At 73.1% G+C, this 24,722-nt stretch carries 22 protein-coding genes and 1 pseudogene; 12 read left to right on the plus strand and 11 right to left on the minus strand.

The genetic code is table 11. The features are described from left to right. Positions 1 to 21 precede the first annotated feature (21 nt). Positions 22 to 603, plus strand: a complete 582-nt coding sequence (locus RWE79_RS36215) for a helix-turn-helix domain-containing protein (protein ID WP_475944539.1) — start codon at positions 22 to 24, stop codon at positions 601 to 603. Between the two features lie 191 nt (positions 604 to 794). Here the strand turns inward: RWE79_RS36215 and RWE79_RS36220 are convergent. The 4 genes and pseudogenes from RWE79_RS36220 to RWE79_RS36235 form a co-directional block, all read right to left on the minus strand. After that, positions 795 to 1,772 (minus strand): annotated as a pseudogene (locus RWE79_RS36220) (NAD(P)/FAD-dependent oxidoreductase); the annotation flags it as partial. Continuing rightward, complete coding sequence (locus RWE79_RS36225; protein WP_475944541.1) at positions 1,688 to 5,032, minus strand: BTAD domain-containing putative transcriptional regulator; 3,345 nt, start codon at positions 5,030 to 5,032, stop codon at positions 1,688 to 1,690. The pseudogene RWE79_RS36220 and the gene RWE79_RS36225, both read right to left, overlap by 85 nt. A 168-nt stretch (positions 5,033 to 5,200) precedes the next feature. Next, a complete protein-coding gene (locus tag RWE79_RS36230) occupies positions 5,201 to 6,829 on the minus strand; it encodes an aromatic amino acid ammonia-lyase (RefSeq protein ID WP_475944543.1) in 1,629 nt (542 codons plus the stop codon). A gap of 129 nt (positions 6,830 to 6,958) precedes the next feature. Continuing rightward, positions 6,959 to 7,930 carry an ABC transporter substrate-binding protein gene (locus tag RWE79_RS36235; RefSeq protein ID WP_475944545.1) on the minus strand — a complete coding sequence of 324 codons (972 nt, stop codon included), beginning with the start codon at positions 7,928 to 7,930 and terminating at the stop codon, positions 6,959 to 6,961. Between the two features lie 480 nt (positions 7,931 to 8,410). Here RWE79_RS36235 and RWE79_RS36240 point away from each other — a divergent pair, with 480 nt between their 5' ends. Genes RWE79_RS36240 through RWE79_RS36255 form a run of 4 tightly spaced genes read left to right on the plus strand, consistent with a single transcriptional unit; the run spans position 8,411 to position 12,622 of the window. Next, entirely contained in the window at positions 8,411 to 11,074 is a 2,664-nt protein-coding gene (locus RWE79_RS36240; protein ID WP_475944547.1) for a sensor histidine kinase, read from the plus strand. Continuing rightward, positions 11,071 to 11,547, plus strand: coding sequence for a roadblock/LC7 domain-containing protein (locus RWE79_RS36245; protein WP_475944549.1), 477 nt, complete (start codon positions 11,071 to 11,073; stop codon positions 11,545 to 11,547). The genes RWE79_RS36240 and RWE79_RS36245 overlap by 4 nt, the downstream gene beginning before the upstream one ends. A gap of 45 nt (positions 11,548 to 11,592) precedes the next feature. Then, positions 11,593 to 12,036 (plus strand): DUF742 domain-containing protein, encoded by a 444-nt coding sequence (locus RWE79_RS36250; RefSeq protein WP_475944551.1) that lies wholly within the window; start codon positions 11,593 to 11,595, stop codon positions 12,034 to 12,036. Beyond that, the gene (locus tag RWE79_RS36255; protein WP_475944553.1) at positions 11,987 to 12,622 is read left to right on the plus strand and encodes a GTP-binding protein; all 636 of its coding nucleotides are present in this window, start codon (positions 11,987 to 11,989) and stop codon (positions 12,620 to 12,622) included. The genes RWE79_RS36250 and RWE79_RS36255 overlap by 50 nt, the downstream gene beginning before the upstream one ends. A gap of 40 nt (positions 12,623 to 12,662) precedes the next feature. Here the strand turns inward: RWE79_RS36255 and RWE79_RS36260 are convergent, their stop codons facing one another. Genes RWE79_RS36260 through RWE79_RS36270 form a run of 3 tightly spaced genes read right to left on the minus strand, consistent with a single transcriptional unit; the run spans position 12,663 to position 15,255 of the window. Then, entirely contained in the window at positions 12,663 to 13,346 is a 684-nt protein-coding gene (locus RWE79_RS36260; protein ID WP_475944555.1) for an ABC transporter permease, read from the minus strand. Beyond that, entirely contained in the window at positions 13,343 to 14,071 is a 729-nt protein-coding gene (locus RWE79_RS36265) for an ABC transporter permease (RefSeq protein ID WP_475944557.1), read from the minus strand. Before RWE79_RS36265 ends, RWE79_RS36260 begins: the two co-directional genes overlap by 4 nt. Next, positions 14,068 to 15,255 carry an ABC transporter ATP-binding protein gene (locus RWE79_RS36270; RefSeq protein ID WP_475944559.1) on the minus strand — a complete coding sequence of 396 codons (1,188 nt, stop codon included), beginning with the start codon at positions 15,253 to 15,255 and terminating at the stop codon, positions 14,068 to 14,070. The genes RWE79_RS36265 and RWE79_RS36270 overlap by 4 nt, the downstream gene beginning before the upstream one ends. A 270-nt stretch (positions 15,256 to 15,525) precedes the next feature. Between RWE79_RS36270 and RWE79_RS36275 the strand changes: the two genes are divergently transcribed. Further along, a complete protein-coding gene (locus RWE79_RS36275; RefSeq protein ID WP_475944562.1) occupies positions 15,526 to 17,040 on the plus strand; it encodes a carboxylesterase/lipase family protein in 1,515 nt (504 codons plus the stop codon). A 51-nt stretch (positions 17,041 to 17,091) separates the two neighbouring features. Here the strand turns inward: RWE79_RS36275 and RWE79_RS36280 are convergent, their stop codons facing one another. Beyond that, positions 17,092 to 17,820: an SMI1/KNR4 family protein gene (locus RWE79_RS36280; protein WP_475944564.1), complete on the minus strand. Its 729-nt coding sequence runs from the start codon at positions 17,818 to 17,820 to the stop codon at positions 17,092 to 17,094. Between the two features lie 46 nt (positions 17,821 to 17,866). Here RWE79_RS36280 and RWE79_RS36285 point away from each other — a divergent pair, with 46 nt between their 5' ends. Further along, a complete protein-coding gene (locus RWE79_RS36285; RefSeq protein WP_475944566.1) occupies positions 17,867 to 18,457 on the plus strand; it encodes a DinB family protein in 591 nt (196 codons plus the stop codon). Between the two features lie 47 nt (positions 18,458 to 18,504). Then, positions 18,505 to 19,371: a DUF6461 domain-containing protein gene (locus tag RWE79_RS36290; RefSeq protein WP_475944568.1), complete on the plus strand. Its 867-nt coding sequence runs from the start codon at positions 18,505 to 18,507 to the stop codon at positions 19,369 to 19,371. 82 nt (positions 19,372 to 19,453) lie between these two features. On the opposite strand, the gene RWE79_RS36295 is transcribed toward RWE79_RS36290, so the two are convergent. After that, positions 19,454 to 19,912 carry an SRPBCC family protein gene (locus RWE79_RS36295; RefSeq protein ID WP_475944570.1) on the minus strand — a complete coding sequence of 153 codons (459 nt, stop codon included), beginning with the start codon at positions 19,910 to 19,912 and terminating at the stop codon, positions 19,454 to 19,456. A gap of 80 nt (positions 19,913 to 19,992) precedes the next feature. After that, positions 19,993 to 20,655, minus strand: a complete 663-nt coding sequence (locus RWE79_RS36300) for a HemK2/MTQ2 family protein methyltransferase (protein ID WP_475946325.1) — start codon at positions 20,653 to 20,655, stop codon at positions 19,993 to 19,995. 118 nt (positions 20,656 to 20,773) lie between these two features. Between RWE79_RS36300 and RWE79_RS36305 the strand changes: the two genes are divergently transcribed. From RWE79_RS36305 to RWE79_RS36315, 3 genes are all read left to right on the plus strand, one after another. Continuing rightward, positions 20,774 to 21,742, plus strand: coding sequence for an LLM class F420-dependent oxidoreductase (locus tag RWE79_RS36305; protein ID WP_475944572.1), 969 nt, complete (start codon positions 20,774 to 20,776; stop codon positions 21,740 to 21,742). A gap of 152 nt (positions 21,743 to 21,894) precedes the next feature. Continuing rightward, positions 21,895 to 22,377, plus strand: coding sequence for a hypothetical protein (locus RWE79_RS36310; protein ID WP_475944574.1), 483 nt, complete (start codon positions 21,895 to 21,897; stop codon positions 22,375 to 22,377). 116 nt (positions 22,378 to 22,493) lie between these two features. Further along, complete coding sequence (locus RWE79_RS36315; RefSeq protein ID WP_475944576.1) at positions 22,494 to 23,243, plus strand: SDR family NAD(P)-dependent oxidoreductase; 750 nt, start codon at positions 22,494 to 22,496, stop codon at positions 23,241 to 23,243. Between the two features lie 15 nt (positions 23,244 to 23,258). Here RWE79_RS36315 and RWE79_RS36320 read toward each other — a convergent pair whose 3' ends face one another. Further along, positions 23,259 to 24,185 (minus strand): LysR family transcriptional regulator, encoded by a 927-nt coding sequence (locus tag RWE79_RS36320; protein WP_475944578.1) that lies wholly within the window; start codon positions 24,183 to 24,185, stop codon positions 23,259 to 23,261. A 210-nt stretch (positions 24,186 to 24,395) separates the two neighbouring features. On the opposite strand from RWE79_RS36320, the gene RWE79_RS36325 reads away from it, so the two are divergent. Continuing rightward, positions 24,396 to 24,713 (plus strand): UBP-type zinc finger domain-containing protein, encoded by a 318-nt coding sequence (locus RWE79_RS36325; protein WP_475944580.1) that lies wholly within the window; start codon positions 24,396 to 24,398, stop codon positions 24,711 to 24,713. The last annotated feature ends 9 nt before the right edge of the window (positions 24,714 to 24,722 follow it).

Raw genomic sequence — 24,722 nt, forward strand, 5'->3', positions numbered from 1 at the left:
CCGCCCCGGCAAGGTGAGGCCATGGACGAGCTGAACGACGTGCTGGCCGCGGTCGGCCCCCGCCTCAAGTCGCTGCGCGGACAGCGCGGCATCACGCTGGCGGACCTCGCGGAGACGACCGGCATCTCGGAGAGCACGCTGTCCCGGCTGGAGAGCGGCGGCCGGCGCCCCACCCTGGAACTGCTGCTGCCGCTGGCCCGTACGTACGGTGTTCCGCTGGACGAACTGGTCGGCGCACCGCACACCGGGGATCCCCGGGTCCACCTTCGTCCGGTGCGGCGCAACGGGATGACCTTCGTGCCGCTGAGCCGCCGCCCCGGCGGCATGCAGGCACACAAGATGGTCATTCCGGGCCGGCGCCAGAACGCCGGTCCCGAGCCCGACCTCAGGACCCACGAGGGTTATGAGTGGCTCTTCGTCCTCAGCGGCCGTCTGCGCCTGCTGCTCGGGGACCGGGATCTGGTTCTCCAGGCCGGTGAGGTCGCGGAGTTCGACACGCATCTGCCGCACTGGCTGGGCACGGCGGACGACGAACCCGTCGAACTGCTCGTGCTGTTCGACCAGCAGGGCGCGCGCGCCCATCTCCGCGCCCGGCCGGCCTGACCGGCCCTCCCGGCTACGGCCTGCCCGGGGGCGGCAATACCGTGCCGAGCCCGCGGCGGCGCTCGCCCAGGACACGTACGCAGTTCGCGGCCTCGCCCGCCGGGCCGAGGACGTCGGCTGTGGACGCCGCCCATGAGGTCGGTGACGTTGCCTGCCACCCACACCCCGGGAACGGCCGTGAGCCCGGCGGCATCGGACGTCACGTGGCTCCCCACGCCCATGGGGTGCTCCACGGCCATGAGACCCAGTCCGGCCAGGAACCCGCCGCGCGCCACGAACCGCGGGGCGACCGCCAGAGCCCGCACCGGCACCCGCCTGCCGGACGCCAGCCGGACAGCCGCCAGGTGGTCGCCCCGGACGTCGAGCCCGCTGACCTCGCCGTCGACCACGGTGATGTCCCGCGCGGCCAGCTGTTCCCACTGCTCCTGGCCGGGATCGTCCGCGGTGCGCAGGAACAACGTCACCTCGCGGGACCACTGCCGGAAGAGCAGCGCCTGATGCACCGACTGCGGCCCGCAGGCCAGCACACCGATCCTGGTGTCGCGCACCTCCCAGCCGTGGCAGTACGGACAGTGCAGCACATCGCGCCCCCACCGCTCCCGCAGCCCGGGCACCGGCGGCAGTTCGTCGGCCAGCCCCGTCGTCACCAGCAGCCGCCGGGCCGTGAGATCGCGCCCGCCCTCGGTCCGTACCGCCCGCCCTCGGTCCGTACGGTGAAGCCGCCGCCGCCGTCCGCCGGCCGGGCGGACACGACGCGATCGGAGATGCCCCGCGCGCAGCAGCTCCAGCGGCGGCACACCGTCGCGCGAGAGCAGCCCGTGCGCCCCGGACGCGGGCGAGTTCCGCGGCTCACCGGAGTCGACCACCAGCACGGAGCGGCGGGCCCGCGCCAGCGTCAGCGCCTCTGTTGCCGGAACAGCAAGTCGCCCGTCGCCGCCGGCAGCGAGGGGGTGGCGGGTCGGAATCCCAGCCGTTCGGCTGACGCGCGTTCGGTGGGTGGCTGTTCGACGAGCGCCCAGGGCTGTCGTCCTCTGACCGACGCGGCTGGCCTGATGCGCGCCGGCGCCGTCGTCGGCTTCCGCCCCTACCCGGTGGCTTGGCCGCCCGGCCCGCCGGGGCCGGCCTTCGCGGCGGCGCGGGCGGCGGCGGTCCAGTGCGGCGAGCCCCACCGCTCCGCGACGGCCGCGGCGTGCGTGAACTGGCGGACGGCCTCGGCCTCGTCGCCGAGCAGCCGGTGGAGTTCGCCGAGGGAGTGGGCCACCGGACGCATGAGCATCACCGAGTACGCCGCCCCGGGGAGCTGGTCGCGCAGCGGAGACAGCTGGCGGATCAGTTCGGGGGCGGCTTCGGGCTGCCGGAGCAGCACGGCCAGTTCGGCGCGGGTGGTGGCGTGGCGGCTGTGCAGATGGCCGGGGGCCAGCGGGACCAGGGGGATGGATCGGGCCTCGTCCAGCCTGCCCTGGTGGGCCAGGACGAGGGCCAGGGCGTCCCCGACGACGGGACCCATCCTCTCGTAACGGCTCCGGGCCAGTGGTTCCGCGTCGTCCCAGCGGCCCTGGCTCAAGCGGATGTTGAGGACGGCCAGGCTCCGGAAGTCCCAGGCGTGCATCGTACGGTGACGGAACATCAGATCACTGACCCCGGCGTAGCGGGCCTCGGCCCCGTCGAAGTCCCCGTGGGCATGGGCGAGCATGGCCAGGCTCGCGAGGTGCACCACCTCGGGTTCGACCAGGCGGTAGCGGCGGGCGATGGCGAGTCCGGCCTCGGCGTGCCGGCGCACCGCGCCGGGGTCGTTGCGGGCGCCGGCCACGGTGCCGTCGAGGTACTCGCAGATCCAGCGGTACCGGGGCAGGCCCGCGGCGTGGGCGATCGGGCGCAGTTCGGCGGCGATGCGCTCGCGGGCCGCGATGTGCAGCTCGTGCGAACGGGACTTGGCGGCGGAGGTGAGCGCCTGGGCGAGCAGCGCGGGGTCGTCGCAGCGGCGGGCGATGGACAGTTGCCGACGGGAGGCGCGGGCCAGGCGGGGGGCGTCGTTCTCGCCGTTGAGCTCCTCGATGAGCGAGTCGAGGAGTCGGCAGCGGGTCACCGGGTCGAGGCCGGGGAGGGCGAGCAGCCGGTCGAGTACGTCGATGGTGGCGCGGTCCACGGAACCGTAGGGCCGGGTCTGCCACGGCGTGGGCTCGCTCCAGCCGGCGAACGCCGCGGCGAGCAGGTCGTCACGGCCGGCCCGGCCGGCCAGGTCGAGGGCGCGTTCCCGGGTCCTGCGGGCGGCGGCGACTTCCCCGGCCCGGATCTGGGCCCGCATCAGCCGGCCGAGCAGATCGACCAGTCGCGCGTCCCGGTCGCCGTCGGCCGCCGGTATCCGCTCGAAGGCATCCACCGCCCGGCCCAGCAGCTCGACGGCCAGGTCATGGGCGTAGCGGCGTTCGGCCAGCTCGGCGGCGCGCACCCCGTACTCGACGGCGAACGGCGCCAGGGCCGCCGTCGCCGCCTGCGAGCAGTGGTGGGCCAGGCCGGTGAGATCGTCGGGGCGTACGGTGCGCAGGGCCTCGGCGACGAGGGCGTGCATGCGGCAGCGGCGCGGCCTGGTGAGGTCGGTGTAGAGGGTGTCGCGGACGAGCGTGTGCTCGAAACGGACCAGGCCGGGGGCGGGTTCGGTGAGCAGCCCGGCGGTCACGCCCGCTTCGAGGCCGTCCAGCACCAGGTCCTCGGGGCTGTCCGAGGCGTGGATCAGCACATCGACGCCGGACTCCCGGCCGACCACGGCCGCGAGCCGCAGGACGTCCACGCAGTGTTGGGGCAGCCGGGCGAGGCGGCGGCGCAGCACGTCCCGTACGCCCTGGGGCACCTCGGAGGTGGCGGCCGGCGCCCCCTCGGCGGCCAGCAGGCGCGCGCTCTCCCGTACGTAGAAGGGGTTGCCGCCGGTGCGTTCGGCGAGCGCCGCGACGGTGCCGGGGTCGACCGGGCCGCGGCAGACGGCGGTCACCAGCCGTTCGACGTCGGGTGCCGACAGACCGGCCAGCGGCAGCCGGTACGGGGACCGGGCCGCGATCGCGGCCAGCGTCCCGGCCAGCCGGCCGCTGTCCTCGGCCGGCCGGTACGCGGTGAGCAGGAGCAGTGGCGCGCCGCTCGGGCCGGGGCCGGCGAGATGCTCCAGCAGGGCGAGGGTCTCGTCGTCCGCCCGGTGCAGATCGTCGACGACGATCGCCAGCGGGGCGACACGGGCCGCGGCGCGGATCCACGCGCCGACCGCCCGGTGCAGCAGGAAGCGGCCCGCTGAGGCGTCCCCCACGGCGGCCGGAGGTCCCGGCTCGCGCAGCAGCGGGGCGACCGCGTCCGGGTCGGCGGGCGGCACCAGCGCGGCGAGCGCCCGCAGCGCCTCGACCCACGCCCAGGCGGGCGGCGCGCCGTCGGACTCCGGGCAGCGGCCGACGGCCACCGTCCAGCCCTCGGCCGCCAACTGCCCCGCCGCCCGCCCCAGGAGCCGGGTCTTGCCGGCCCCGGCCTCGCCGGTGACCAGCGCGATGACGACCCGTGACGCCCGGCGGGCGGTGACGGCTGCCTCGGCCAGCGTCCGAAGTTCCGGCTCCCGGCCGACGAACGGCTCCGCGCTCCGCGGTTCGGCCGCCGGCGGGAGCAGCACCGTGGGGGGCGGCGGCGCGACCGCGTGCAGCACCTCGGTGCTCTGGGCCAGGACGGCCCGTTCCAGCTCCACCAGCGCGGGGCCGGGGTCGAGGCCCAGCTCGTCGCGGAGCAGCCGCCGGTTGCGGCGCAGGGCGGTGAGGGCGTCGGCCTGACGGCCCGAGGCCCACAGGGCGAGGGCCAGCAGCCGCCAGCCCTCCTCGCGCAACGGGTGCCGGTGGGTGAGTACTTCGGCCGGGGGCACCGCCTCGGCGGACCGCCCGGCGCGGACGGTGGCCTCGACGGACAACTCGGCGGCGATGATCCGGAGTTCGGTGAGGCGGGCGGACTCGGGGGCGGCCCACTCCTCGTCGGCGAACTCCGCGTACGCGGGGCCGCGCCACCAGCCCAGCGCCTCGTCCAGCAGCCGCCGGGCCCGGTCCGGCGGCGCGGTCCTGGCCTGCCGCAGGACGTGCTCGAAGCGCCGGGCGTCGACCGCGTCGTCAGGCAGCCGCAGCACATACCCCCCGGCCGCGCTGACCAGCACGGTGGCCGGGGCGCGCGGGGGCCGGCCGGGCTCCAGCAGCCGCCGCAGATTGGACACGTACGCCTGGAGGGAGGCGGCGGCCCGGCGCGGCGGCCGGCCGCGCCACAGCTGGTCGATCATCCGGTCGGCCGGGACCACGGTGCCACGGACCGACAGCAGCAGCGCGAGCACCGCACGTTGCCGGGGTCCGCCCAGTTCGAGCGGGATGCCGTCGAGTTCGGCCTCGATCGGCCCGAGCGCACGGAGGAACAGCTGCTGCATGGTGGCGGAATCGTACGTCCTCAACCTCGTTCCCCGTGATCCGGGCGCAACCGTGAACATTCCCGCTCCGGGCCCGGAACGCGGGTTGTGTGGCCGGGTCCGGCGCCTGGCGGCACGCGCACCGGTCGTCTCCGCGAACGTGTGCGCCGGGCCGGCGGCTCAGCGGCGCTACAGCTCCGCGAGCGTCGCCAGCAGCCCAGCGGCGACGGTCACATCGGAGGTCAGCGGCCGGTCGTAGGGGTCGGCGGGCAGAGCAGCGGTGAGGTGGACGAAGGCCGGGCTGGTGGGCGGTACGGGGTGCTGGCGCAGGGCGCGTACCGCGGTGACCAGTTCGCAGGCCAGGACCAGGCGGTAGGCGTCGACGACGCGCTGGGCCTGGCGGACGGCCTGGGAGGCGAAACTGGCCGCCTCCTCGACGCCCCGGGACAGCACGGCATGGCCGACGGACGCCGGTGCCGCGCAGGCCCGCAGTTCGGCGAGCGCGGCGCTGGCGCTGTATTCGAGGATCATCATGCCGGAGCTGGCCGCCGGGCCCCCGGCCAGGAACGGCCGCAGCCCGGTGATGTCGGGGTCGCCCAGGCAGGACAGCCGCGCGGCGGAGAGCTGGGCGGTCTGCAGAACGGCCAGGCAGAGATGGTCCAGCGCGAGGCCGAGCGGGGCCGCGAAGAACCCGCCGTGGTGGTACGCGGCGGGTCCGCCGTCCGGGCCCGCCTCGGTGATCATCGGGTTCTCCGAGGGACAGCTGATCTCGACCGCCAGCATCCGCCGCAGCGCGGCCACCGCTTCCAGCGCGGGGCCGTGGGCCTGCGGGAAGCAGCGGAAGCCGAACGGATCCTGGATCCGCGGCCCGGGCATCGGCGGATGGTCCGGGACCCCGAGCAGGCGCCGTACCTCCGCCGCCGCGTGGACGACACCCGGGTACGGCCGTACCGCGTGCACGGCGGCCGCGTAGGCCTCCAGCGAGCCGGAGACGGCGGCCAGCGACAGGGCGGTCACCGAGTGGGAGGCGCGCAGCAGCACGTCGAGGTCGTGGCAGACCAGGGCGGCCTGGCCGAGGGTGAGGGCGTTGCTGCTCATCAGGGCGAGCGCGTCGCCGCGTTCGAGGGCGACCGGTCCGGGCCCGGAACCGCCGGTGCCGGGGCCCGCCCCGGTGGCGTCGCCCCGGTGCCAGGGGCGCTCGCCGATCAGCGCGAGCCCGGTCTGGGCCAGCGCGGCCAGATCGCCGGTGCCGACCGATCCGTACTCGTGGACCGGCGGGTGCACACCGAGCCGCAGGGCCTCGACGAGCCCGAGGACGATGCCCGGCTGGATCCCGGAACCGCCCGCCAGGAGCTGGTTGGCCCGGACCGCCAGCATCGCCCGCACCTGCCGGGCCGGCAGCAGGCCGCCGATACCGCCCGCGTGGCTGCGCAGCAGCCGCAGGTCGTGCCCGTCGGTGTCCTCGTCGGCGACGGCGACCGTACGGTTGGCCCCGACGCCGGTGCTGCGCCCGTACAGCCGCCCGGACGCGGTGAGTTGGCCTGCGGCGTGCCAGGAGCGGGTCGCCCGGTCGAGGGCCTCGGGCAGGATGGCGGGCTCGGCCGTGCCGTCGGCCAGTCGGACCACGCCGGAGACCTCCAGGCCGGCGCCGTCGAGGAGCACGAAGGCGCTGGGCGGGTCCGAGGCCGCGGTGCCCTGCGGCGGCGGCTCCTCGGCGGACGGGGTGGCCGCCACCGCGGTGACCGGGGCGTCACCGCCTTCGGTCACGCCGGGTGCCGCGGCTGCTCCGGCCGCCGTCGCGGGTGTGTGGGTCGACATCGCGGCATCCTCCCCTGCGGCGCCGGGCGGTCCGCGCGTCGCCACGGCCCGCCGCCGGCGCGTCGGGGGACGACGGGCCGGCGGCGGGCCGTGAGGCGGGCCCTGAGGCGGTATGGGCCCCGTGCGGGCTCAGCTCAGGCCGACCGACTTCAGCCAGGCGGTGGCGACCTCCAGCGGGTCCTTGTTCTCGTTCTGCACCTTGGCGTCCATGGACAGCAGCGCCGCGGTGTCGAGCTTGGCCGACACGGCGTTGAGCGCGTCGACGCCCTCCTGGGACAGACCGGACTTGGAGACCAGGGGGATCACGTTCTCGAAGCCGAAGAGGTTCTTCGGGTCCTTGAGGGTGACGAACTTGTCCTTGGTGATGGTCGGGTCCGTGGTGAAGATGTCACCGGCCTGGATGTTGTTGTTCTTCAGCGCCGCCTGCGTCAGCGGGCCACCCGCGTCGAGCGCCTTGAAGGACTTGAACGACAGCTTGTACACCGACTTGAGCCCGACCAGCCCCTGCTGGCGGGTCTGGAACTCCGGCGAGGCGCCGATGACCAGGTCGGCGGCGGCGTCCGCCAGGTCGGCGATGCTGGACTCGGAGGTCAGGTGGTACTTCTTGGCGGTGGCCGCGTTGAGCGTGACCGAGTCCTTGTCCTGTGCCGGCGCCGGGTCCAGCAGCGTGAGCTTGGAGTCGAGCTTCGCGGTGATCGCGGCGTCGGTGGTGGCCACCGTGGTGGGTGTGGCCTTGGGGTCGAGATAGGCCAGCAGGGCGCCGTTGTACTCCGGCAGGACGGTCAGCGTGCCGTTCTTGATCAGGCCGTAGGTGGTCTCGCGGCTGCCGATGTTGGGCTTGTAACTGACCTTGACGCCCTTGGCCTTGAGTGCCTCACCGTAGATGTCGGCGATCAGAATGCTCTCGGCGAAGTTGTTGGAGCCCACGACGACGGTCTTGCCGCTGGCCTTGGTGGGGGCGAGCGGGTCCGCTGAGTCGTCGGAGGACGACGAGGAACAGCCCGCCAGCAGCGCGGCGGCCATGGTGGCGGCAAGTGCGGCGCCGGCCGTGCGGGGATGTGAGAAGCGGTGCCAACTGGTGTTCTTCGTGGTGGTGGTCACGTTTCCCGTTCCGGGATCAGATGGTGGCGGCTGTCAGACAGGAGGCCGCGGAGCGGAGTCGGGCGGGGTGTCCACGCGGTCCCGGCTCGCGGCATGCGGTGCTCGGTCACCGCACAACCTAGATCCAACCCAGCGGAATCACACGCAGTCAAGTGCATCCTGGTCACCGATTGGCTTCGATGAGTTGCTGTTTGTGAAGAGTCGCAGATGACTTATGACTGAGATGCAGCACCCTCGTAACCGATTTTTGATGAGGGCGGCGAGTGGCCGTCTCTCAGGAGCAGGTAGTCTCCCCGCTGTTGCAGCAGGTGTGACGGGAGTTACGGCACGTTGATGGTCAATCGGCGCGGAAACACGGCTGAAATCAGCCAGTGATCGAGTATGTCATGATCATTTCCTGCTCCGCCGATCGTCGAGGGCCTGTCGTGCCGGCCGTCGACAGTGACCGGTTGTCGGTCGGAAGGCCACGAAGGAGGCTTGGTGTCCGCGAACGAGGTGGACCCGTCGGTTCGGCCGGCTCCCGTACGACGGGTCCGGGGAGCACTCGCCCGCTTCCCCGACCGCTGGGCCTTCCGGCGCAAACTCAACATCCTGGTCGGCGTACCGCTCGTGGTCGTCGCCGGGATGCTCGCCTACGGTGTCGACGGTCAGGTGGACCAGGCCCGGGCGGCGGCGGGCGCCGCCCAGCAGGTCCGTGACAGCGTGCGGATCGCCGACCTGGTCGACCGGGTCGCCACCGAACACCAGCAGGCCGTCCTGCTGTCGGTGCGCTTCGAGGCGATGCGGCACGGCGACTCCAAGCCCTCGCTCACCGCGTTCCGCGCGGCCCAGAGCGATGTGGACAGCCATGTCGCCGCGATCCGGCAGGACCTGGGAGCACGGCTGCCGGAGAAGGAACTGCAGGCGCTGAAGGAGATCAGCGGCCTGGGCAGCCTGCGCGGGACCATCGAGCAGAGCTATCTGCCGTCGGACAACATCGACCCCGCCTACAGCGCGGCCGCCGAGGACCTGATCGACGGCCTGGGCCTCGACCAGAACTCCGACCTCGCCTCGACCTTCACCGGAAACCTGCTGGACTCGCTGCTGCGCGCCGACGCCGCGCACAGCGCCTTCGAGACCAGTGTGTTCTCCGCGCGGACCGGCGACACCAACGCGCTCATCCAGTTCGTCAACGCGGTCGGCAACCAGCAGCAGTACACCTACCAGGCGGCCCGCTTCGCCCGGTTCGCCACCGAGAAGCAGGCCACCGTGCTGGCCGGTGTCCAGCACAATGTTCACGAGAATGCCATCGAAGTGCAGTACGCGGGGCTCCAGATCGACCCCAGCGCGCTGGCGGCGGAGACCCCGGCGCAGGTGCGGGCGGCGTTCACCAAGGCCCTGGCCGCCTATCCGGACTACCGCCAGGAGGCGCAGACCCGGCTGCGGATCACCGAGTCGCTGATCGGCCAGATCGCGGACCGGGCCGACGCCTCCGCCTCCGACGCCTGGTGGCGGGTCGGCTGGCTGCTGGGCGGCGCACTCCTGGCCTTCGTGCTCTGGCTGGCCTTCTCCGTGGCGATCCGCCGTTCCGTGGCCCGCCCGGTGCTGGCGCTGACCGGTGCGGCCAAGCAGGTCGCCGACGTCGCCGGGCGCGAACTGGCCCGTGTCGCCGACGACGACGCCGCCGATGACAGCCCGCCCCGCCTGCGGGAGGTGCCGATCACGGTCCGCGACGAGATCGGCGAACTGGCCGAGGCCTTCAACCGCGTCCAGGTCACCGCGGGCGCCCTGCTGGAGCGCCAGGTGCTCAGCCGCCGCAATGTCGCCGAGATGTTCGGCAACGTCGGCCGTCGCGTCAGCAACCTGACGACTCGTCAGCTCGCCTTGATCGACGCGATCGAACGCGGCGAGACCGACCCGGCGCTGCTGGACCAGCTCTACCGCATCGACCACATCGCCGTCCGCCTCCAGCGCAACGCCGACAGCCTCATGCTGCTCGCCGGTATCCGCGAGACCGGACTCGAAACCAGTCCCACCGCGCTCACCAACGTCGTACGCGCCGCCCTCGGCCAGATCGAGGGGTACCAGCGGGTCTCGCTGCTGGCCGAGACCGAGGTGACCGTCGCCCCCGACATCATCGGCGACCTCACCCTGATGCTCGCCGAACTGCTGGAGAACGCGGTGTCGTTCTCGCCGGTCCGCAGCCCCGTCGAGGTCACCGTACGCACCGGCGCGGACGGGGCGCTGATCGAGATCAGCGACCACGGACTGGGCATGAGCGCCGAGCGGATCGAGGAGGAGAACGCCCGCCTCGTGCGCCGTGAGCGGCTCGACCTGGTGCCCACCAAGGTGCTCGGCCTCTTCGTCGTCGGCAGCCTCGCCCGGCGCTGGGGCGTCGGCGTGACCCTGGCCAGGACCCCGGGCGGCGGCGTCACCAGCCAGGTGTCGATCCCCTCGACGCTGCTGCTGATGATGAGCCCGATGACGCCGTCCCGCCCCGCCACTGCCCAGCGCCACGAGCGGGCCGTCCCGGCGGCCGGTCCCACCCCCGCGCTGCCGGCCGCCGAGCCGGCCCCCGCGGCCGCCTCCGTCCCCCTGCCTGCCGCGGTGCCCGCCGCGGTGCCCGCCGCGGCCGTGACCGAGGCGCCGAACGCCGCCCCGCCGGCCGCCGAACCACCGCGGGCCCCGCAGCGCGCGGACGTCCTGCCGCCCCGCGAGGGCGCCCTACCGCGCCGCGTGCCCCGGCACCAGGCCGGCCCGGCCGGCGAGGCCCTGACCACGACGGCGGACACCGCCACGGCGGACATCACGACGGCCGACACCACTACGGCCGACACCGCCACGGCCGGCACCACGACCCTGCCCCCCGCCACGAGCCCCGGGAGCAGCCCCGCTGCCACCGGCCCGCACGAGGACCGGGAGGATGCCCAGGGGCGCCCGCTGCGCCGGCGGGTGCGCGGGGCGACGCTGAGGACAACGGTGTCCGCGGCGGCTCAGCAGGCGGCGGCGCGGGCCCCACGGCTCGCCGACGCCGACGAGGTCCGCTCGGAACTCGACGAGTTCGACGCGGCGGTGGAGCGGGCGCACCGTGACAGCGCGCTGCTCGTCGCGGAGTCCAGGACCACGACCGACGAACCAGGTCTCCCGGAAGGAGCGGAGCAGTGACAACGCCGACAGGTGCCACCTCGGACAGAGGGGCAGTGTCCACCGATCTGCGGGCTGCCGCAGCCGACTTCACCTGGCTGCTGAATCGATTCGCCACCGAGACCGCGGGAGTGGTCGACGCCATCGCGGTGTCCTCGGACGGTCTGCTGATCGCCGTCTCCCGGCTGCGCGACCACGCCGACTCCGAACGGCTCGCCGCCATCGTCTCCGGCATCACCAGCCTCGCGGCCGGCGCCTCGGGGAACTACGGCCTCGGCGGCCTCAACAAGGTGATCGTCGATCTGGAGGGCGGTCATCTGATCGTCTCGGCGATCGGCAGCGGCGCGCTGCTCGGAGTCGTGGCCTCCAAGGAGGCGAAGCTCGGGAACATCGCCTACGAGATGACCCTCTTCGCCAACCGCGCCGGCGCCGCGCTCAGCCCGCAGCTCGTGCTCGAACTCAAGAACAACGTCGGATCCGCCACCACCGGATGACCGGTCCCCGGGGCAGGACAGCCGGGGCCGAGGGAAGGAACCACGATGGCGGCGGGTGACGCGCCAGCCGACGACGACGCGCGGGGAGCCGTACCCCACATGGCCGGCCGCGTCTCCGCGGTACGCCCGTTCCTGGTCACCGCGGGCCGGGTGGCCGGTACCGGCAGCACCGGTACCGGCTCCCCGATCCCCGTGGAGACCCAGGTCGTGGCGACCGACACAGGGCTCGAAGTCCTCGACACGCTCTCCTTCGAACGCCGGGACATCGTCCGCGCCTGCCGGCAGCCGCAGTCGCTCGCCGAGATCGCGGCGAAACTGCGGCTGCACCTCAACGTGGTGCGCGTGCTGGCCGAGGATCTCAGGTCCGGGGGGCAGCTGTCGGTCCACGTGCCGAATCCTGACGCCGCCCAGGACGTCTCCGTACTGCGAAGGGTTATCGATGGGCTCCGCACCATCCCCGACTCCCGGGGGGTACTCCGTGACCGCTGACCTCACGGCCCCCGGGCCGGCCGTCCCCCGGGTGGTCCAGCCCCCGCTGCCGGTCAAGCTGGTGATCGCGGGGGGCTTCGGGGTGGGCAAGACCACGACCGTCGGGGCGATCTCCGAGATCGCGCCGCTGACCACCGAGGCCGCCATCACCGAGGTCGCGGCGGGCGTGGACGACCTCAGCCACACCCCGCACAAGACGACCACCACGGTCGCCATGGACTTCGGCTGCATCACCATCGACCCGACCCTGAAGCTCTATCTGTTCGGCACCCCGGGCCAGGACCGGTTCGGCTTCATGTGGGACGACCTGGTCGAGGGAGCGCTCGGCGGCCTGGTCATCGTCGACACCCGGCGGCTGGACGACTGCTACGCCGCCGTCGACTACTTCGAGCACAAGAAGATCCCCTTCGCGGTCGCGGTCAACGCCTTCGACGGGAAGGTCGAGCACGACCTCGACGAGGTCCGCTGGGCCCTCGACGTCGCCGACGGCGTCCCGGTCATCACCTTCGACGCCCGGGAACGAGGCTCCGTGCGGGACGCGCTGCTCGTCGTCCTGGAACTCGCGCTGGCCCGCGCCGGGGGATAGAACCACGCGGAAGGGGGTGAGGGGCGGTCCGCGCCGCCCCTCACCCCCTTCCCCGCGGTCCGCGCCGTCGGACCCCGGGTGACACCGCGAGCCGCGTGATCATCCAGAACACGCCGATCGTCGCCAGCGCGAGCATGGCCACCAGCGTCGCACCGCCGACGACCTTCTCGTAGTTGCGCTGGTACAGCCCGTCGACGATGTAGCGGCCGAGCCCGCCGAGACTGACGTACGCGGCGATCGTCGCCGTGGAGACGACCTGGATGGCCGCGGACCGCAGCCCGCTGAGGATCAGCGGCAGGGCCACCGGCAGTTCGACCTGGAAGAGGATGTTCGCGGGGGTCATGCCCATGCCGCGGGCGGCGTCGACGGGTGACGGGTCGACCGTGCGCACCGCCTCGTAGGTCGTCACCAGGATCGGCGGGACGGCCAGCACGACCAGCGGGATCATCACCGGCAGCAGTCCCAGCCCGAGCAGGACGAACATCAGCACCAGCAGGCCGAAGCTCGGCAGGGCCCGTGCCGCGGTGGCGATGAACGCCAGCGCGTTGCCGCCGCGCCCGGTGTGTCCGGTGACCAGGCCCACCGGCAGCCCGATCCCGGCGGCGATGCCGAGCGCCATCAGGGAGTACCCGATGTGCTCCAGGACACGCTGGGGGATCCCGTCGTAGCCGTGCCAGTGGGCACTGTCGCTGAAGAACGCGTTCATGTAGTTCAGGACGTTCACTTGACGGCATCCTCCATGACGCGCGCGGCGGGCTCCGGCCGGCCGTCCGGGGCCGTCGTCACGGCCTTGGCCGCCGTACGGGTACCGCTTCCCGGCTGCCAGGGCGTCAGCACCTTGCGCAGCAGCACCAGCAGCGCGTCGACGACGATCGCCAGGAACGCGGTGGTGACGACGGAGTTCACCGCCAGCACGGGCCGGTGGTAGAGCATCGCGTCGGCCAGCAGGTTGCCCAGGGCACCCTGGTTGCCGATCAGGGCACCGACGCTGACCAGGCTGATGCTGGAGACGGCCGCCACCCGCAGCCCCGCGAAGATCGCCGGAACCGCGATCGGCAGCTGTACGTAGGCGTAGCGCCGCGCTTCGCCGAAGCCCATCGCGGTGGCCGCCGCCAGGGTCTCCTCCGGCACCGACCGGACCCCGTCGACGATGGCCGGCACCAGCAGCACCAGGCTGTAGAGGGCCAGCGGGATCATCACGGTGGTCTCGCTCTGCCCGGTGTAGTCGATGAGGACGACGAAGAACGCCAGCGAGGGGATCGCGTAGAGCACCGTGGTCACCCACAGCACCGGCGCGTACAACCACCGGAAACGCACACAGAGATACCCGATGGGCAGGGCCATCAGCAGCCCCACCAGGACGGGGACCAGAGCCTCCCGCAGATGCCAGCCGACCAGGCCCAGGTAGCTGTGCTGGAGGTCGCTGGGGATGTCGAAGAAACCGTTCATCCCGCGACCCCGGTCGGGGTGTCGGCGGTACGTGCCGCCTTGCCGCCGCCGCCGCCGTCGCTGCTGCTGTGGCCCTCGGCGTGCGCGGTGCGGATCGCGTCGGCGATCGTCTCCTGCGAGGCGACACCCACCGCGCGTCCGGTCCCGTCCACGGCGACCGCCCACCCGGTGGGGGAGAGCACGGCGCTGTCCAGCGCGGCGCGCAGCGAGTCCCGGCCGGCCTCGAACGGCCGCCCGTACGGGATCAGGTCCGCGGCCGGGGGGACCCGGCCGTCGTCGGTCAGCGCCGAGGGCTCGGTCCAGCCCAGGGGGTTGCCGTCGAGGTCCGTGACCAGCAGGTAGGGGACCTCCTCCCGCTCGGTGCGCTCGGCCACCTGCGCGGGGCTCGCGTCGACCGCGACGATCGGCAGCGTCGTCAGTTTCAGCCCGGCGGAGGTGAAGAACGACAGGCGCCGGATGCCGCGGTCCGCGCCGAGGAAGTCCTCCACGAACGCGTCGGCGGGGGCCGCGAGCAGCTCGTCGGGCGGTGCGAACTGGGCGAGCCGGCCGCCCGTCCGCATGACCGCGATCATGTCGCCGAGCTTGATGGCCTCGTCGATGTCATGGGTGACGAAGACGATGGTCTTGCCCAGTTCGCTCTGGATGCGCAGCAGTTCGGCCTGGAGCCCCTTGCGCACGACGGGGTCGACGGCCGAGAACGGCTCGTCCATCAGCAGCACCGGAGGATCGGCGGCCAGTGCCCTGGCCACGCCCACCCGCTGCTGCTGCCCGCCCGAGAGCTGGTACGGATAGCGTCTGCCCAACGACGCGTCGAGACCGACCCGCTCCATCAGCTCCATCGCCCGGGTACGGGCCCGGGCGCGGTCCCAGCCCAGCATGCGCGGCACGGTGGCGATGTTGTCCACGATGGTCCGGTGCTGGAAGAGCCCGGCGTTCTGGATGACGTACCCCATGGACCGGCGCAGCGCGTTGACCGGCTGCCGCTGGATGTCCGCACCGTCGACGAGGATCCGGCCCTCGCTCGGCTCGACCATGCGGTTGATCATCCGCAGAGTGGTGGTCTTCCCGCAGCCGGACGGCCCGACCAGGACGGTGATCGACCGGTCGGGTATGTCCAGGGAGAGTTGGTCGACAGCGACGGTGCCGTCGGGGTAGCGCTTGATGACCTTCTCAATGCGTATCAAATCGACGAATACCCCTCGGGATTGGGCAAGAGGCGGCCTGTTTCGGACGCACTTGACCAGGCTGTGTCTGCGCCGAGTTTAGACTGCCCTGTTTGTCGCCCGTCACCGGTGTCGGACTCCTGGTCGGACGGGCCGGACAGACCCGTCCGGCCCGTCCGCGACCGGACGGCCCCGCCGGCTGGCGGCCCGACAGCTTTCCGCGAATGCTGGGAGGGCGGCTCCCAGGGCGCGGGCCGGCGGCACCCCGCTCCAGCACACATGAGGAACGGCATGGACCCCATCGTCAGCACCGAGTACGGCCGGGTCCGCGGCCGCGTCGCCGGGCACGGTGTCACGGTCTTCCGCGGCATCCCCTACGCCGCCGCCCCCGTCGGCCCGCACCGCTTCCGGGCGCCGGCCCCGCCGCCCGCCTGGGACGGCGTCCGCGATGCCGGCGAATGGGGCCCCACCGCCCCCAAGCTCCCCTACCCCGCCCCCCTGAACCGCTACCTGTCCGACCCGGCGGTGCCGGGCGACGCCTGTCTGAACCTCAACGTGTGGACCCCCGGCCCGGGCGGCTCCGCGCTGCCGGTGATGGTGTGGATCCACGGCGGTTCGCTGCGGCACGGCTCCGCCACCGTGCCGACCTACGACGGCACCGCCTTCGCCCGCGACGGCGTGGTCCTGGTGTCGCTCAACTACCGCCTCGGCATCGAGGGGTTCGGTGTCTTCCCCGACGCCCCCGCCAACCTGGGCCTGCGGGACCAGCTCGCGGCACTGCGCTGGGTGCGGCACAACATCGCGGCGTTCGGCGGCGACCCGGACCGGGTGACGGTGTTCGGTGAGTCGGCCGGGGCGATATCCGCCGCCGCGCTGCTGGCCTCGCCGCTGTCCGCGGGACTGATCCGGCGGGCCGTGCTTCAGAGCGGCGCGCCCGCCGCCGTACCGCTCGCCCGAGCCGCGCGCACCACCCGGCGGATCGCGTCCCGGCTCGGTGTCCCGGCCACCGCGGCCGCCTTCGGCGCCGTCGACCGGGACCGGCTGCTGCGCGCCCAGGGCGAGGTGGCCGGGGGCGGCCCGCTGGGCGGTGGCGCCGGCTTCGAACTGGTGGTGGACGGCGAGGTGCTGCCGCAGGACCCGGCCGCCGCGCTGCGGGACGGGCGGAGTGCCGCGGCCGGCCTGCTGATGGGCACCAACACCGAGGAGTACCGCCTGTGGTTCGTGCCCGACGGCACGGTGGACCGGATCGGCCCGGTCACCCAGCGCCTCGCCCTGGCCCGGTTCGGGGTCGGCCGCCGTACCGCCGCGGTCTACCGGGCGGGCCGGCCCGCCGCGTCCCCGGGGGAGGTGCTGGGCGCGCTCGCCACGGACCTGCTGCTGCGGATGCCGCAGGGCAGCCTCGCCGACGCCCGCGCGGCCCGCGAGGGCGCCGCGCCCACGTACCAGTACGAGTTCGCCTGGCCGTCACCCGTGGGGCGGCTCGGCGCCTGCCACGCCCTGGAGATCGGCTTCGTGTTCGACACCCTGCGCGTTCCGGCCACCGCCGCCCTCACCGGACCCGACGCGCCGCAGGCCCTGGCCGACGCCATGCACGCCGACTGGATCCGCTTCGCCACCACCGGCGACCCAGGCTGGCCCGCCTGGAGCCCCGACCGCCCGGTGATGACCTACGGCCCCGGCACCCCGGCCCTCGTCCACGCGCCCCGCGACGACGAACGCCGGGCCTGGCCCGCACCCGGCCCCGGCGTCCCCCGGCGAAGCCCTGCGGCGGCCGAGAACGAAACGGCCACCGGACGGACCCGGTGAACCAACCCGGTCATCGCAACGGCCGCATCGGACGAACGTGATGACGAGCCGTCAGCCGTGGGCCCCGGCGGTGCGGATCGCCGCGTCGAGCCAGTCGAGGTACCAGGAGGCGAACGTCGCCGGCTCGTTCTTCGCCGGACCCGTCATGAGGGGCTCCAGGTCCACGTCGTCGCAGCGTGCGTCCGCCCAGATCCGGCCCCGCTGCGGGCCGCTGACGACAAGCCAGCGGCGCTCGGCGCAGCCGATGTGGCACAGGCAGATCGCGCCGACCGTACGATCGGCGGACCACAGGACGGCGGCCCACCGCTCCTCCCAGGCCTCGTACGCGGCGTCGAAGCCACCATCGTCATCGTCATCGTCATCGCCGCCGGCGGCGGCGAAGGCATCCTCGTCGGGCCGCTCGGCCTCCAGCGCGGCCAGGTGCTCCGGATCGGGTCCGCGCACCGGGAAGGGCTCGGCGATCCGGCCGCGGTCCGTCATGTCCGCGCCGTCGCCCTCCCACTGCCATTCGCCGCCGGCCGTTCGGCCCACCGGGAAGACGCCGTACGCCGGCCCGGCCCCTCCCGCGCCCACCTGGAGCAGGAAGTCCCGGTACTCGCCGGGCAGCCGGACCCCCAACCCGGCTTCCAGGTCGGCCAGTTCATCCTGCGTGAGGGGATCGGCCAGCGAGAAGCCGTGCCCGTGGCGGCCGAACACCTTCTCGGCGCCGGGCGCCGAGGCCAGCGCCAGCACCCTCGCGCGGACCCCGGCCCAGGGCCGCGTCACCACGATCTCCGTCACCGGTTTCTCACTCCTGACTGTCAGTGCCGGCTGACAGACTGCCGGCATGAACGAATCCAAACCGAAGGCGGACCTTCTCCGCTACCTCCGGACCGCCCGTGAAGCCCTGCTGTGGAAGCTCGACGGCCTCTCGGAGTACGACCTCCGCCGGCCGATGACACCGACCGGCACCAACCTGCTGGGGCTGGTCAAACACGTCGCCAGTGTGGAGCTGGGCTACTTCGGCGAAACCTTCGGACGGCCGTCCGGCGAGCCGCTGCCCTGGTTCGAGGACGACGCCGAACCCAACGCGGACATGTGGGCCACCGCAGACGAGACGCGCGAACAGATCGTCGGGCTGTACCACCGGGCGTGGAAGCACTCCGACGCCACGATCGCCGAGCTGTCCCTCGACGCGACCGGTCATGTGCCGTGGTGGCCGGACGAACGAAACGAGGTGACGTTACATCAGATCCTGGTGCACATGATCGCCGAGACCCACCGGCACGCCGGCCACGCCGACATCGTGCGGGAACTCCTCGACGGAGCCGTCGGAGTCCGGGAGGGCAACGACAACATGGCACCGGGCGATCCGTCGTGGTGGGCGGAGTACCGGAGCCGACTGGAGCGGGTGGCGAGGGAGGCCGGGCAGGGCTGATCAGCGTCGTGACCCAGGGTGCGCAAACGATCGAGGTACGCAACTCGATGGAAGAGCCGTACGACCTCGACGACATGGACGAAGAGGCCCTGGAGGCCCTGGGGTTCCTCCGCCCGGAGGCGAACGCGATCATCCGCGCCGGCTCCGTCGAGGGCTGGTCCTTCGCCATCCAGGCCTCCACCTCCTACGTCTCCGCCCGGAACTACCTGCCCACCCTCTCGCAGGGCACCCGCGTCGTGGCCGTCACCATGGACGTGAACATCACCCAGCGAGTCGAGTACGCGGTCGACGGCCGCGTACTGTCCTCCTTCGACCCGATCTTCCCCGGCGACGACATCGGCGCGGACCCCTCGGCACTGGCCTGGCCGGCCGGCGAACCCATGGACCCGGCGGAGGTCCTGGAGCAGACCGGCGCCCGATTCGGCCTCTGGGTCCCCCAGGACTCCGAAAACCAGCGTCTGCCGGCGGCAGCACTGTCCAGTTCCTGCTGGTGCGGCCGACGGCGGGGCGGTGTCCACCGCGTTCATGACCGCCGGCCGCCGGACGCCCGTCTCCACCCCCGGGTAGAGACGCGGTTCCTCCGGTACGCCGACGCCTCGCCGGCCGTCCACCGGAATGCTGGTGCCATGGACCTCACCGTGCTCCTCATCGCCTTCAGCGTGGTCGTGATCCTCGCGACCGCCGCCGTCACCGCCTCCAACGAGCCCCCGTTGTGGGCGGTGCTGGTCGTCGGCCTGTGCGCCTTGCCGGTGAGCAGGGCGCTGCTCACCATGCCGGCGTTCGCCGACGCCGTCGGGGGCAGCGCCCTTGCCGCGTGGTGCGTGCGGATCGCGGTGCTGTCCACGGCCACCGCCGCGCTGAGCCTCGTCCTCCGCGGGGTCACGCGCAAGCGCCGTACCGGCGCCGCCGGCTGAAGCGGGTCCGGCGCGGGGAACGGGCGGGGACGGCGGCCTCCGGAGGCCGCCGTCCCCGCCCGTTCGGGGTGGGTCGGTGGTGTCAGACGGGGGAGATCCGGCCGCGCCAGCCGCCGTCCTCGTGGCCGCGCGCTTCGACGTAGTCCTTGAAGCGGCGCAGATCACCCTTGGCGCGGCGGTCGATGACGCCGGCCAGCTCGGCGGCCTTGTCGGCCAGTCCCGAGGTCTCCACGTCCATGGCCAGGTGCACCCGGGTGCGGGTGTCCTCCAGCCGCTGGAAGGTCACCACGCCCTTCTGCTTCACGTCCCCGGAAACGGTGCGCCAGGCGACCCGTTCGTCGGGGAGCTGGTCGATGATCTCGGTGTCGAACTCCCTGCGGGCGCCCGCGATACTGGTGACCCAGTGGTTGTGGCGTTCGTCGAGCTGGGTGATCTGCTCGACGCCCTCCATGAACTGCGGGAATTCCTCGAACTGCGTCCACTGGTTGTACGCGGTGTGGACGGGGACTTCGACATCCACGGATTCCTTGACCGTGCTCATCAGACGTCTCCTTTCGGGAGAAGGTGCGATGATCGGGTTTCCGGTCGGACGAGGATGAAACGTTCGGTCTCCGGTACGCGTCAGGGACGGCGGGGCCGGTCGGCACGGATCACCACCAGTTCCTCGGTGTCCTGGTCCGGGGCCAGCAGGCCCCGCTCCCGCAGCCGCTCGGCTCGCGCGCGCATCACGGGGCCGAAGGGCACGGTGGCCCGGTCGACGACAGCGGCCTTGAGCCCGCCGCCGCGCAGCAGCGCCAGGGTCTTCTCGGTGCCGCTCACCGCGGACTGGACCAGAAGCAGTGTGCCGCCGGGCGCCAGGCGCGGCGGTGCCGTCGCGCAGATCCGGTCGAGCAGCGCCCGCCCGTCCGGGCCCGCGTCCCAGGCCAGCCGGGCGCCTCCGCGCGGCGGGCGGGGACAGCCGGGGTCCGCCACGTACGGCGGGTTGGCCACGATCGTGTCGAACTCCTCACCGGCCACCGGCGCGGTCAGGTCACCGCGCAGCACCCGTACGGGCGCGCCGCGCACGGCGGCGTTGCAGCGGGCGGCCAGCACCGCCCACGGGGACAGATCCACCGCGGTCACCTGCCCGGCCCCGGCCCGGACGGCTGCCAGGGCCAGAGCCCCGGTGCCGGTGCACAGGTCGAGGAGCCGGGATCCGGGCCGGATCGCCGCCGTCCGCATGACCCGCGCCAGCAGCCACGTATCGCTCTGCGGCGGGTAGACGCCCGGTGGTCTCAGAAGCAGCACACGCCTCGGGTACCTCGGCAGAACCGTCTCAAACCGCAAAAAAGCGGGCATTCGGCTACGAGGGCGTTGCCGCGATCGACCGAATGGCCCGGAATGTACCGGGTAGGCGCAGTGCATGACCACGCAATTCGGATACACGATGATGACCGAGCAGGCCGGGCCGCGAGAGCTGGTCGACCATGTCGTACGAGCCGAGGAGGCCGGGTTCGACTTCTCCGTCACCTCGGACCACTACTCCCCGTGGCTGGACGGCCAGGGCCACTCCCCGTACGCGTGGAGTGTTCTCGGCGCGGCGGCCCAGGCGACCTCCAGCATTCCGCTGATGACGTATGTGACCTGCCCGACCGTCCGCTACCACCCGGCGGTCGTCGCCCAGAAGGCCGCGACCGTCCAGCTGCTCTCGGAGGGGCGCTTCCGGCTGGGGCTCGGCTCCGGCGAGAACCTCAACGAGCATGTCGTCGGCGGCGGATGGCAGTCGGCCGACATACGGCAGGAGATGCTCGCCGAGGCCGTGGAGATCATCCGGGCGCTGTTCGCCGGGGGATACGTCAACCATCGCGGCACCCACTTCGACGTCGAGTCCGCCAAGCTGTGGGACCTGCCCGACCAGGCGCCGCCGATCGGCATCGCCGCGTCGGGTCCCCGGTCGTCGCGGATGGCCGGGGAGCGGGCGGACCTGCTGATCGCGACGGAGCCGGACCGCTCCCTGGTCACCGCCTTCGAGGAGCACGGCGGCGCGGGCAAGCCCAGCGTCGGTCAGCTCCCGGTCTGCTACGACCCCGACCGTGACACGGCCGTGAAGCGGGCGCACGAGCAGTTCCGCTGGTTCGGCGGCGGCTGGAAGGTCAACTCCGAGCTGCCCGGGCCGCAGAGCTTCGCCGCGGCCACCGAGTTCGTCCGGCCGGAGGACGTGGCCGGCTCCATCCCGTGCGGTGACGACGTGGACGCCTTCGTGGACGCGGTACGCCCCTACGTCGAGGCGGGCTTCACCGAGGTCGCCCTCGTCCAGGTCGGCGGCGACAGCCAGCCGGAGTTCCTGGAGTGGGCGCGGCGGCGGCTGCTGCCGGCGCTGCGCGAGCTGTGATCGCGCGCCGTCACTCTCCGAGGGCTCCGCGCGGGTCGGCCGTGGTCATGGTGGAGTGCCTCTGATACCCGCCCCTGCGGATCCCGGCCGGGAATGGTCCGAACGGCCCAGCCCGGGGAATGACCGGGAGGGCCGGGGGAAAAGCGTGGGGAATGGAAGACGAATCGCGCAGCCCCGAGTGCTCCGCCACCCATGAACGGCCGTCGGGCGTGAGTGATGCCACCGTCCAGGCCCTGGGTGCGTTGTCCAAGGCGCTGGAGACCACCGAACGCGCCCGGGGCGCCCTGTACGACTTCCCCCAGCTGACCGGCTCGGCCGACCTGCAGCTGGGGGACGCCGTACGGCTCCTGCGGGAGGCGGGGGACACCGGGGCGGCCGACGCGATCGAGAGGGACATCGTCGGCCGCAACGTCATTCCCGGTCACTGGACCTTCCAGATCGTCGAGGCCTACAACGCCACGTACTACCGTCCCTTCGCCGCCGCCGAGGAGCGGATCCGCCGTGACCTCGCCCAAGGACGGGAGCACCTCTTCGAGGCCGAGATGAAGCGCCGGCGACGCGCCGACAGCGCCCCAGCTCCGGACGACCCGGATGCCCCGGACGCCCCGGACGACCCGGATGCCTCGGGCGGCTGACGAGTGCGGCCGGCGAGGTGTCCCCGGCGCCGGGCCGCTTGACGCCCCGGCGCCGTCCGGCCTAGCGTCGTAGCGCATGTACATGACTATCGTTCACGGATGAGAACGGGTGGGGCATGGCTCAGCGACGAGTAGTGGTGTCCGGCGGCGGGACGGGAATCGGCCTGGCCACAGCCGGGGCCTTCGCGGCCGACGGTGACCGGATCGTCCTGTTGGGGCGGCGCGCGGAGGTCCTGCGGAAGGCGGCCGACGCGCTCAACGCCGCCCACGGTGAGGCCACGGCGACCTGGACGACCGCTGATCTCAGCGAACCACCGCAGGTGCGTGCCGCGGTGGACTTCATCACGGCCTCCGCCGGCCCGGTGGACGTCCTGGTCACCAACGCGGGCGGCAATGTCGCCTCCGGCAACGACGGCAGCCTGGAGTCCGTCGCCGACGGCTACCGGCGCAACTTCGCCGCGAACGTCCTGACCGCCGTACTGCTCACCGAAGCCCTCCTGCCCCACCTCACCCGCCCCGGCGGCCGCATCGTGCACCTGTCCTCGGTCGCGGCGCTGCGCGGGCCGGGTTCCTACGGCGGGGCGAAGGCCGCCGTACAGACCTACACCTTCGAACTGGCCCAGCGGCTCGGCGCGGAGAGGATCACCGCCAACGCGGTCGCTCCCGGCTTCGTGGCCGACACCGAGTTCTTCGGCGACCGCGCGACGCCGCAGTTCGTGGCCGGCCGGGTCGCCCAGACCCTCACCGGCCAGGCCGGCAGCCCGGCCCAGATCGCGGCGGCGATCCGGTATGTCGCCTCGCCCGACGCCGCCTATCTGACGGGCCAGATCCTCCACGTCAACGGCGGAGCCGTGCTCGGACGTTGACGCCCCGGCGGAACGTCAGGCCGTGGGCCGCTCCGCGGACCGTTCCGGGGTGACGAGCCAGCGGAGTCTGTCGGACATGGCACGTGCGCAGTCGACGATGGCACGTACATGCGCGGAGTCGTCGTTCGCCCGCCACAGAACCGACCACGGATAGTAGGACTCCGGCTCGGTGAGCGGCCGCCAGATGGTCCCGGGGAGCGCGGAGATACAGGAGGCGGGCACGCAGTACAGGCACCGTCCCTGGGCGACGAGGTCGGCGGCGGCGCGGATGCTCTCGACGGTGCCCTCGTACACGGTGGGGGTGAAGCCCGCGGCCCGGCACATCTCGACGGTGAACTGGTTGAACTCCGGTGCCCGCACCTCCTCGGCGAGCAGCAGCGGCTCCTGGGCCAGGACGGCGACCGGAATGCCGTCCATCGCCGCGAACCGGTGCTCGCTGGGGACCATCACCCCGAGCGGATCGCGGCGGAACAGGTGGGAGGCGATCTGCGGCGGGGCGAGTACCGCCCTGCCGATGCCCACGTCCAGCCGGCCGTCGACGAGTTGCTGGTACTGCTCGGGTACGCCGGCCTCGACCTGGTGGATCACCAGGCCGGGGTAGCGGGCCTGGACCTCGTGCAGGATCTGCGGCATCGAGTCGTAGCCGGCGTCGATGATGCCGACCCGCAGCGCGGGGGCCGTGCCGACCACGCTGCGGGCGATCGCCGTGGCGCGTTCCACCTGGGCGAGGATCTGCCGGGCCTCGACCAGGAACACCACCCCGGCGGGAGTCAGTACGACATGGTGCGTGCTGCGCTCCACCAGCCGGACCCCGAGTTCGCGCTCCAGCCGCTGCAGTTGCTGGCTGAGCGCGGATTGCACGATGTGCTGCCGGGCCGCGGCCCGCCCGAAGTGCAGTTCCTCGGCCAGGGTGACGAAGTAGCGAAGCTGGCGCAGCTCCACGCCCTGCCACCCCCTCGCCCACCCGGCCGGCCGTGCCGGTTCACCAGCCCGTACCAGCCTACTTCGGTGCCGTGGCCCCGGAAACCGGGTCATCGGCTCCGGTGATGGCCCTTGCTCGGGTTGCTCGTTTCCGTCACCGCGCACAGCGGATTGACTGGTGCCGACAGGCCGGGCGGTGCCCGGCCATCCTGTGACGGCGGGGAGGCTGCCATGATCGCCGGGCCCCCCGCGCCGATGGTCCAGGGACCGTTCGTGGTGCATCTGAACGGGTCGGCCCCGCGCTGCGAGCACCTCGACGGCCTCGGACCGGTCACCCCCAGGTGGAACGGCTGCCGGGACTGCCAGGCCCGTGACGCCCCCTGGGTGGGCCTGCTGCTCTGCCTCACCTGCGGCTGGGTGGCCTGTTCCGACGACTCACCGGGCCGGCACGCCCGCGCCCACTACGAGGAGACCGACCACCCGGTCGCCCGCTCCCTGGCACCGGGGCCGGGGCACCGATGGTGCTACGTCCACCGGCGTGCCGTCTGATCCGCTCTG

The sequence above is a fragment of the Streptomyces sp. RLA131 genome (assembly GCF_056270125.1).

What these genes read in the sequence shown, in the direction of transcription:
- RWE79_RS36215 (WP_475944539.1), top strand. Translation starts at nt 22, where the DNA reads ATGGACGAGCTGAACGACGTGCTGGCCGCGGTCGGCCCCCGCCTCAAG.
- RWE79_RS36225 (WP_475944541.1), bottom strand. Translation starts at nt 5,032, where the DNA reads ATGCAGCAGCTGTTCCTCCGTGCGCTCGGGCCGATCGAGGCCGAACTC.
- RWE79_RS36230 (WP_475944543.1), bottom strand. Translation starts at nt 6,829, where the DNA reads ATGTCGACCCACACACCCGCGACGGCGGCCGGAGCAGCCGCGGCACCC.
- RWE79_RS36250 (WP_475944551.1), top strand. Translation starts at nt 11,593, where the DNA reads ATGGCGGCGGGTGACGCGCCAGCCGACGACGACGCGCGGGGAGCCGTA.
- RWE79_RS36255 (WP_475944553.1), top strand. Translation starts at nt 11,987, where the DNA reads ATGGGCTCCGCACCATCCCCGACTCCCGGGGGGTACTCCGTGACCGCT.
- RWE79_RS36265 (WP_475944557.1), bottom strand. Translation starts at nt 14,071, where the DNA reads ATGAACGGTTTCTTCGACATCCCCAGCGACCTCCAGCACAGCTACCTG.
- RWE79_RS36275 (WP_475944562.1), top strand. Translation starts at nt 15,526, where the DNA reads ATGGACCCCATCGTCAGCACCGAGTACGGCCGGGTCCGCGGCCGCGTC.
- RWE79_RS36285 (WP_475944566.1), top strand. Translation starts at nt 17,867, where the DNA reads ATGAACGAATCCAAACCGAAGGCGGACCTTCTCCGCTACCTCCGGACC.
- RWE79_RS36290 (WP_475944568.1), top strand. Translation starts at nt 18,505, where the DNA reads ATGGAAGAGCCGTACGACCTCGACGACATGGACGAAGAGGCCCTGGAG.
- RWE79_RS36295 (WP_475944570.1), bottom strand. Translation starts at nt 19,912, where the DNA reads ATGAGCACGGTCAAGGAATCCGTGGATGTCGAAGTCCCCGTCCACACC.
- RWE79_RS36305 (WP_475944572.1), top strand. Translation starts at nt 20,774, where the DNA reads ATGACCACGCAATTCGGATACACGATGATGACCGAGCAGGCCGGGCCG.
- RWE79_RS36310 (WP_475944574.1), top strand. Translation starts at nt 21,895, where the DNA reads ATGGAAGACGAATCGCGCAGCCCCGAGTGCTCCGCCACCCATGAACGG.
- RWE79_RS36315 (WP_475944576.1), top strand. Translation starts at nt 22,494, where the DNA reads ATGGCTCAGCGACGAGTAGTGGTGTCCGGCGGCGGGACGGGAATCGGC.
- RWE79_RS36325 (WP_475944580.1), top strand. Translation starts at nt 24,396, where the DNA reads ATGATCGCCGGGCCCCCCGCGCCGATGGTCCAGGGACCGTTCGTGGTG.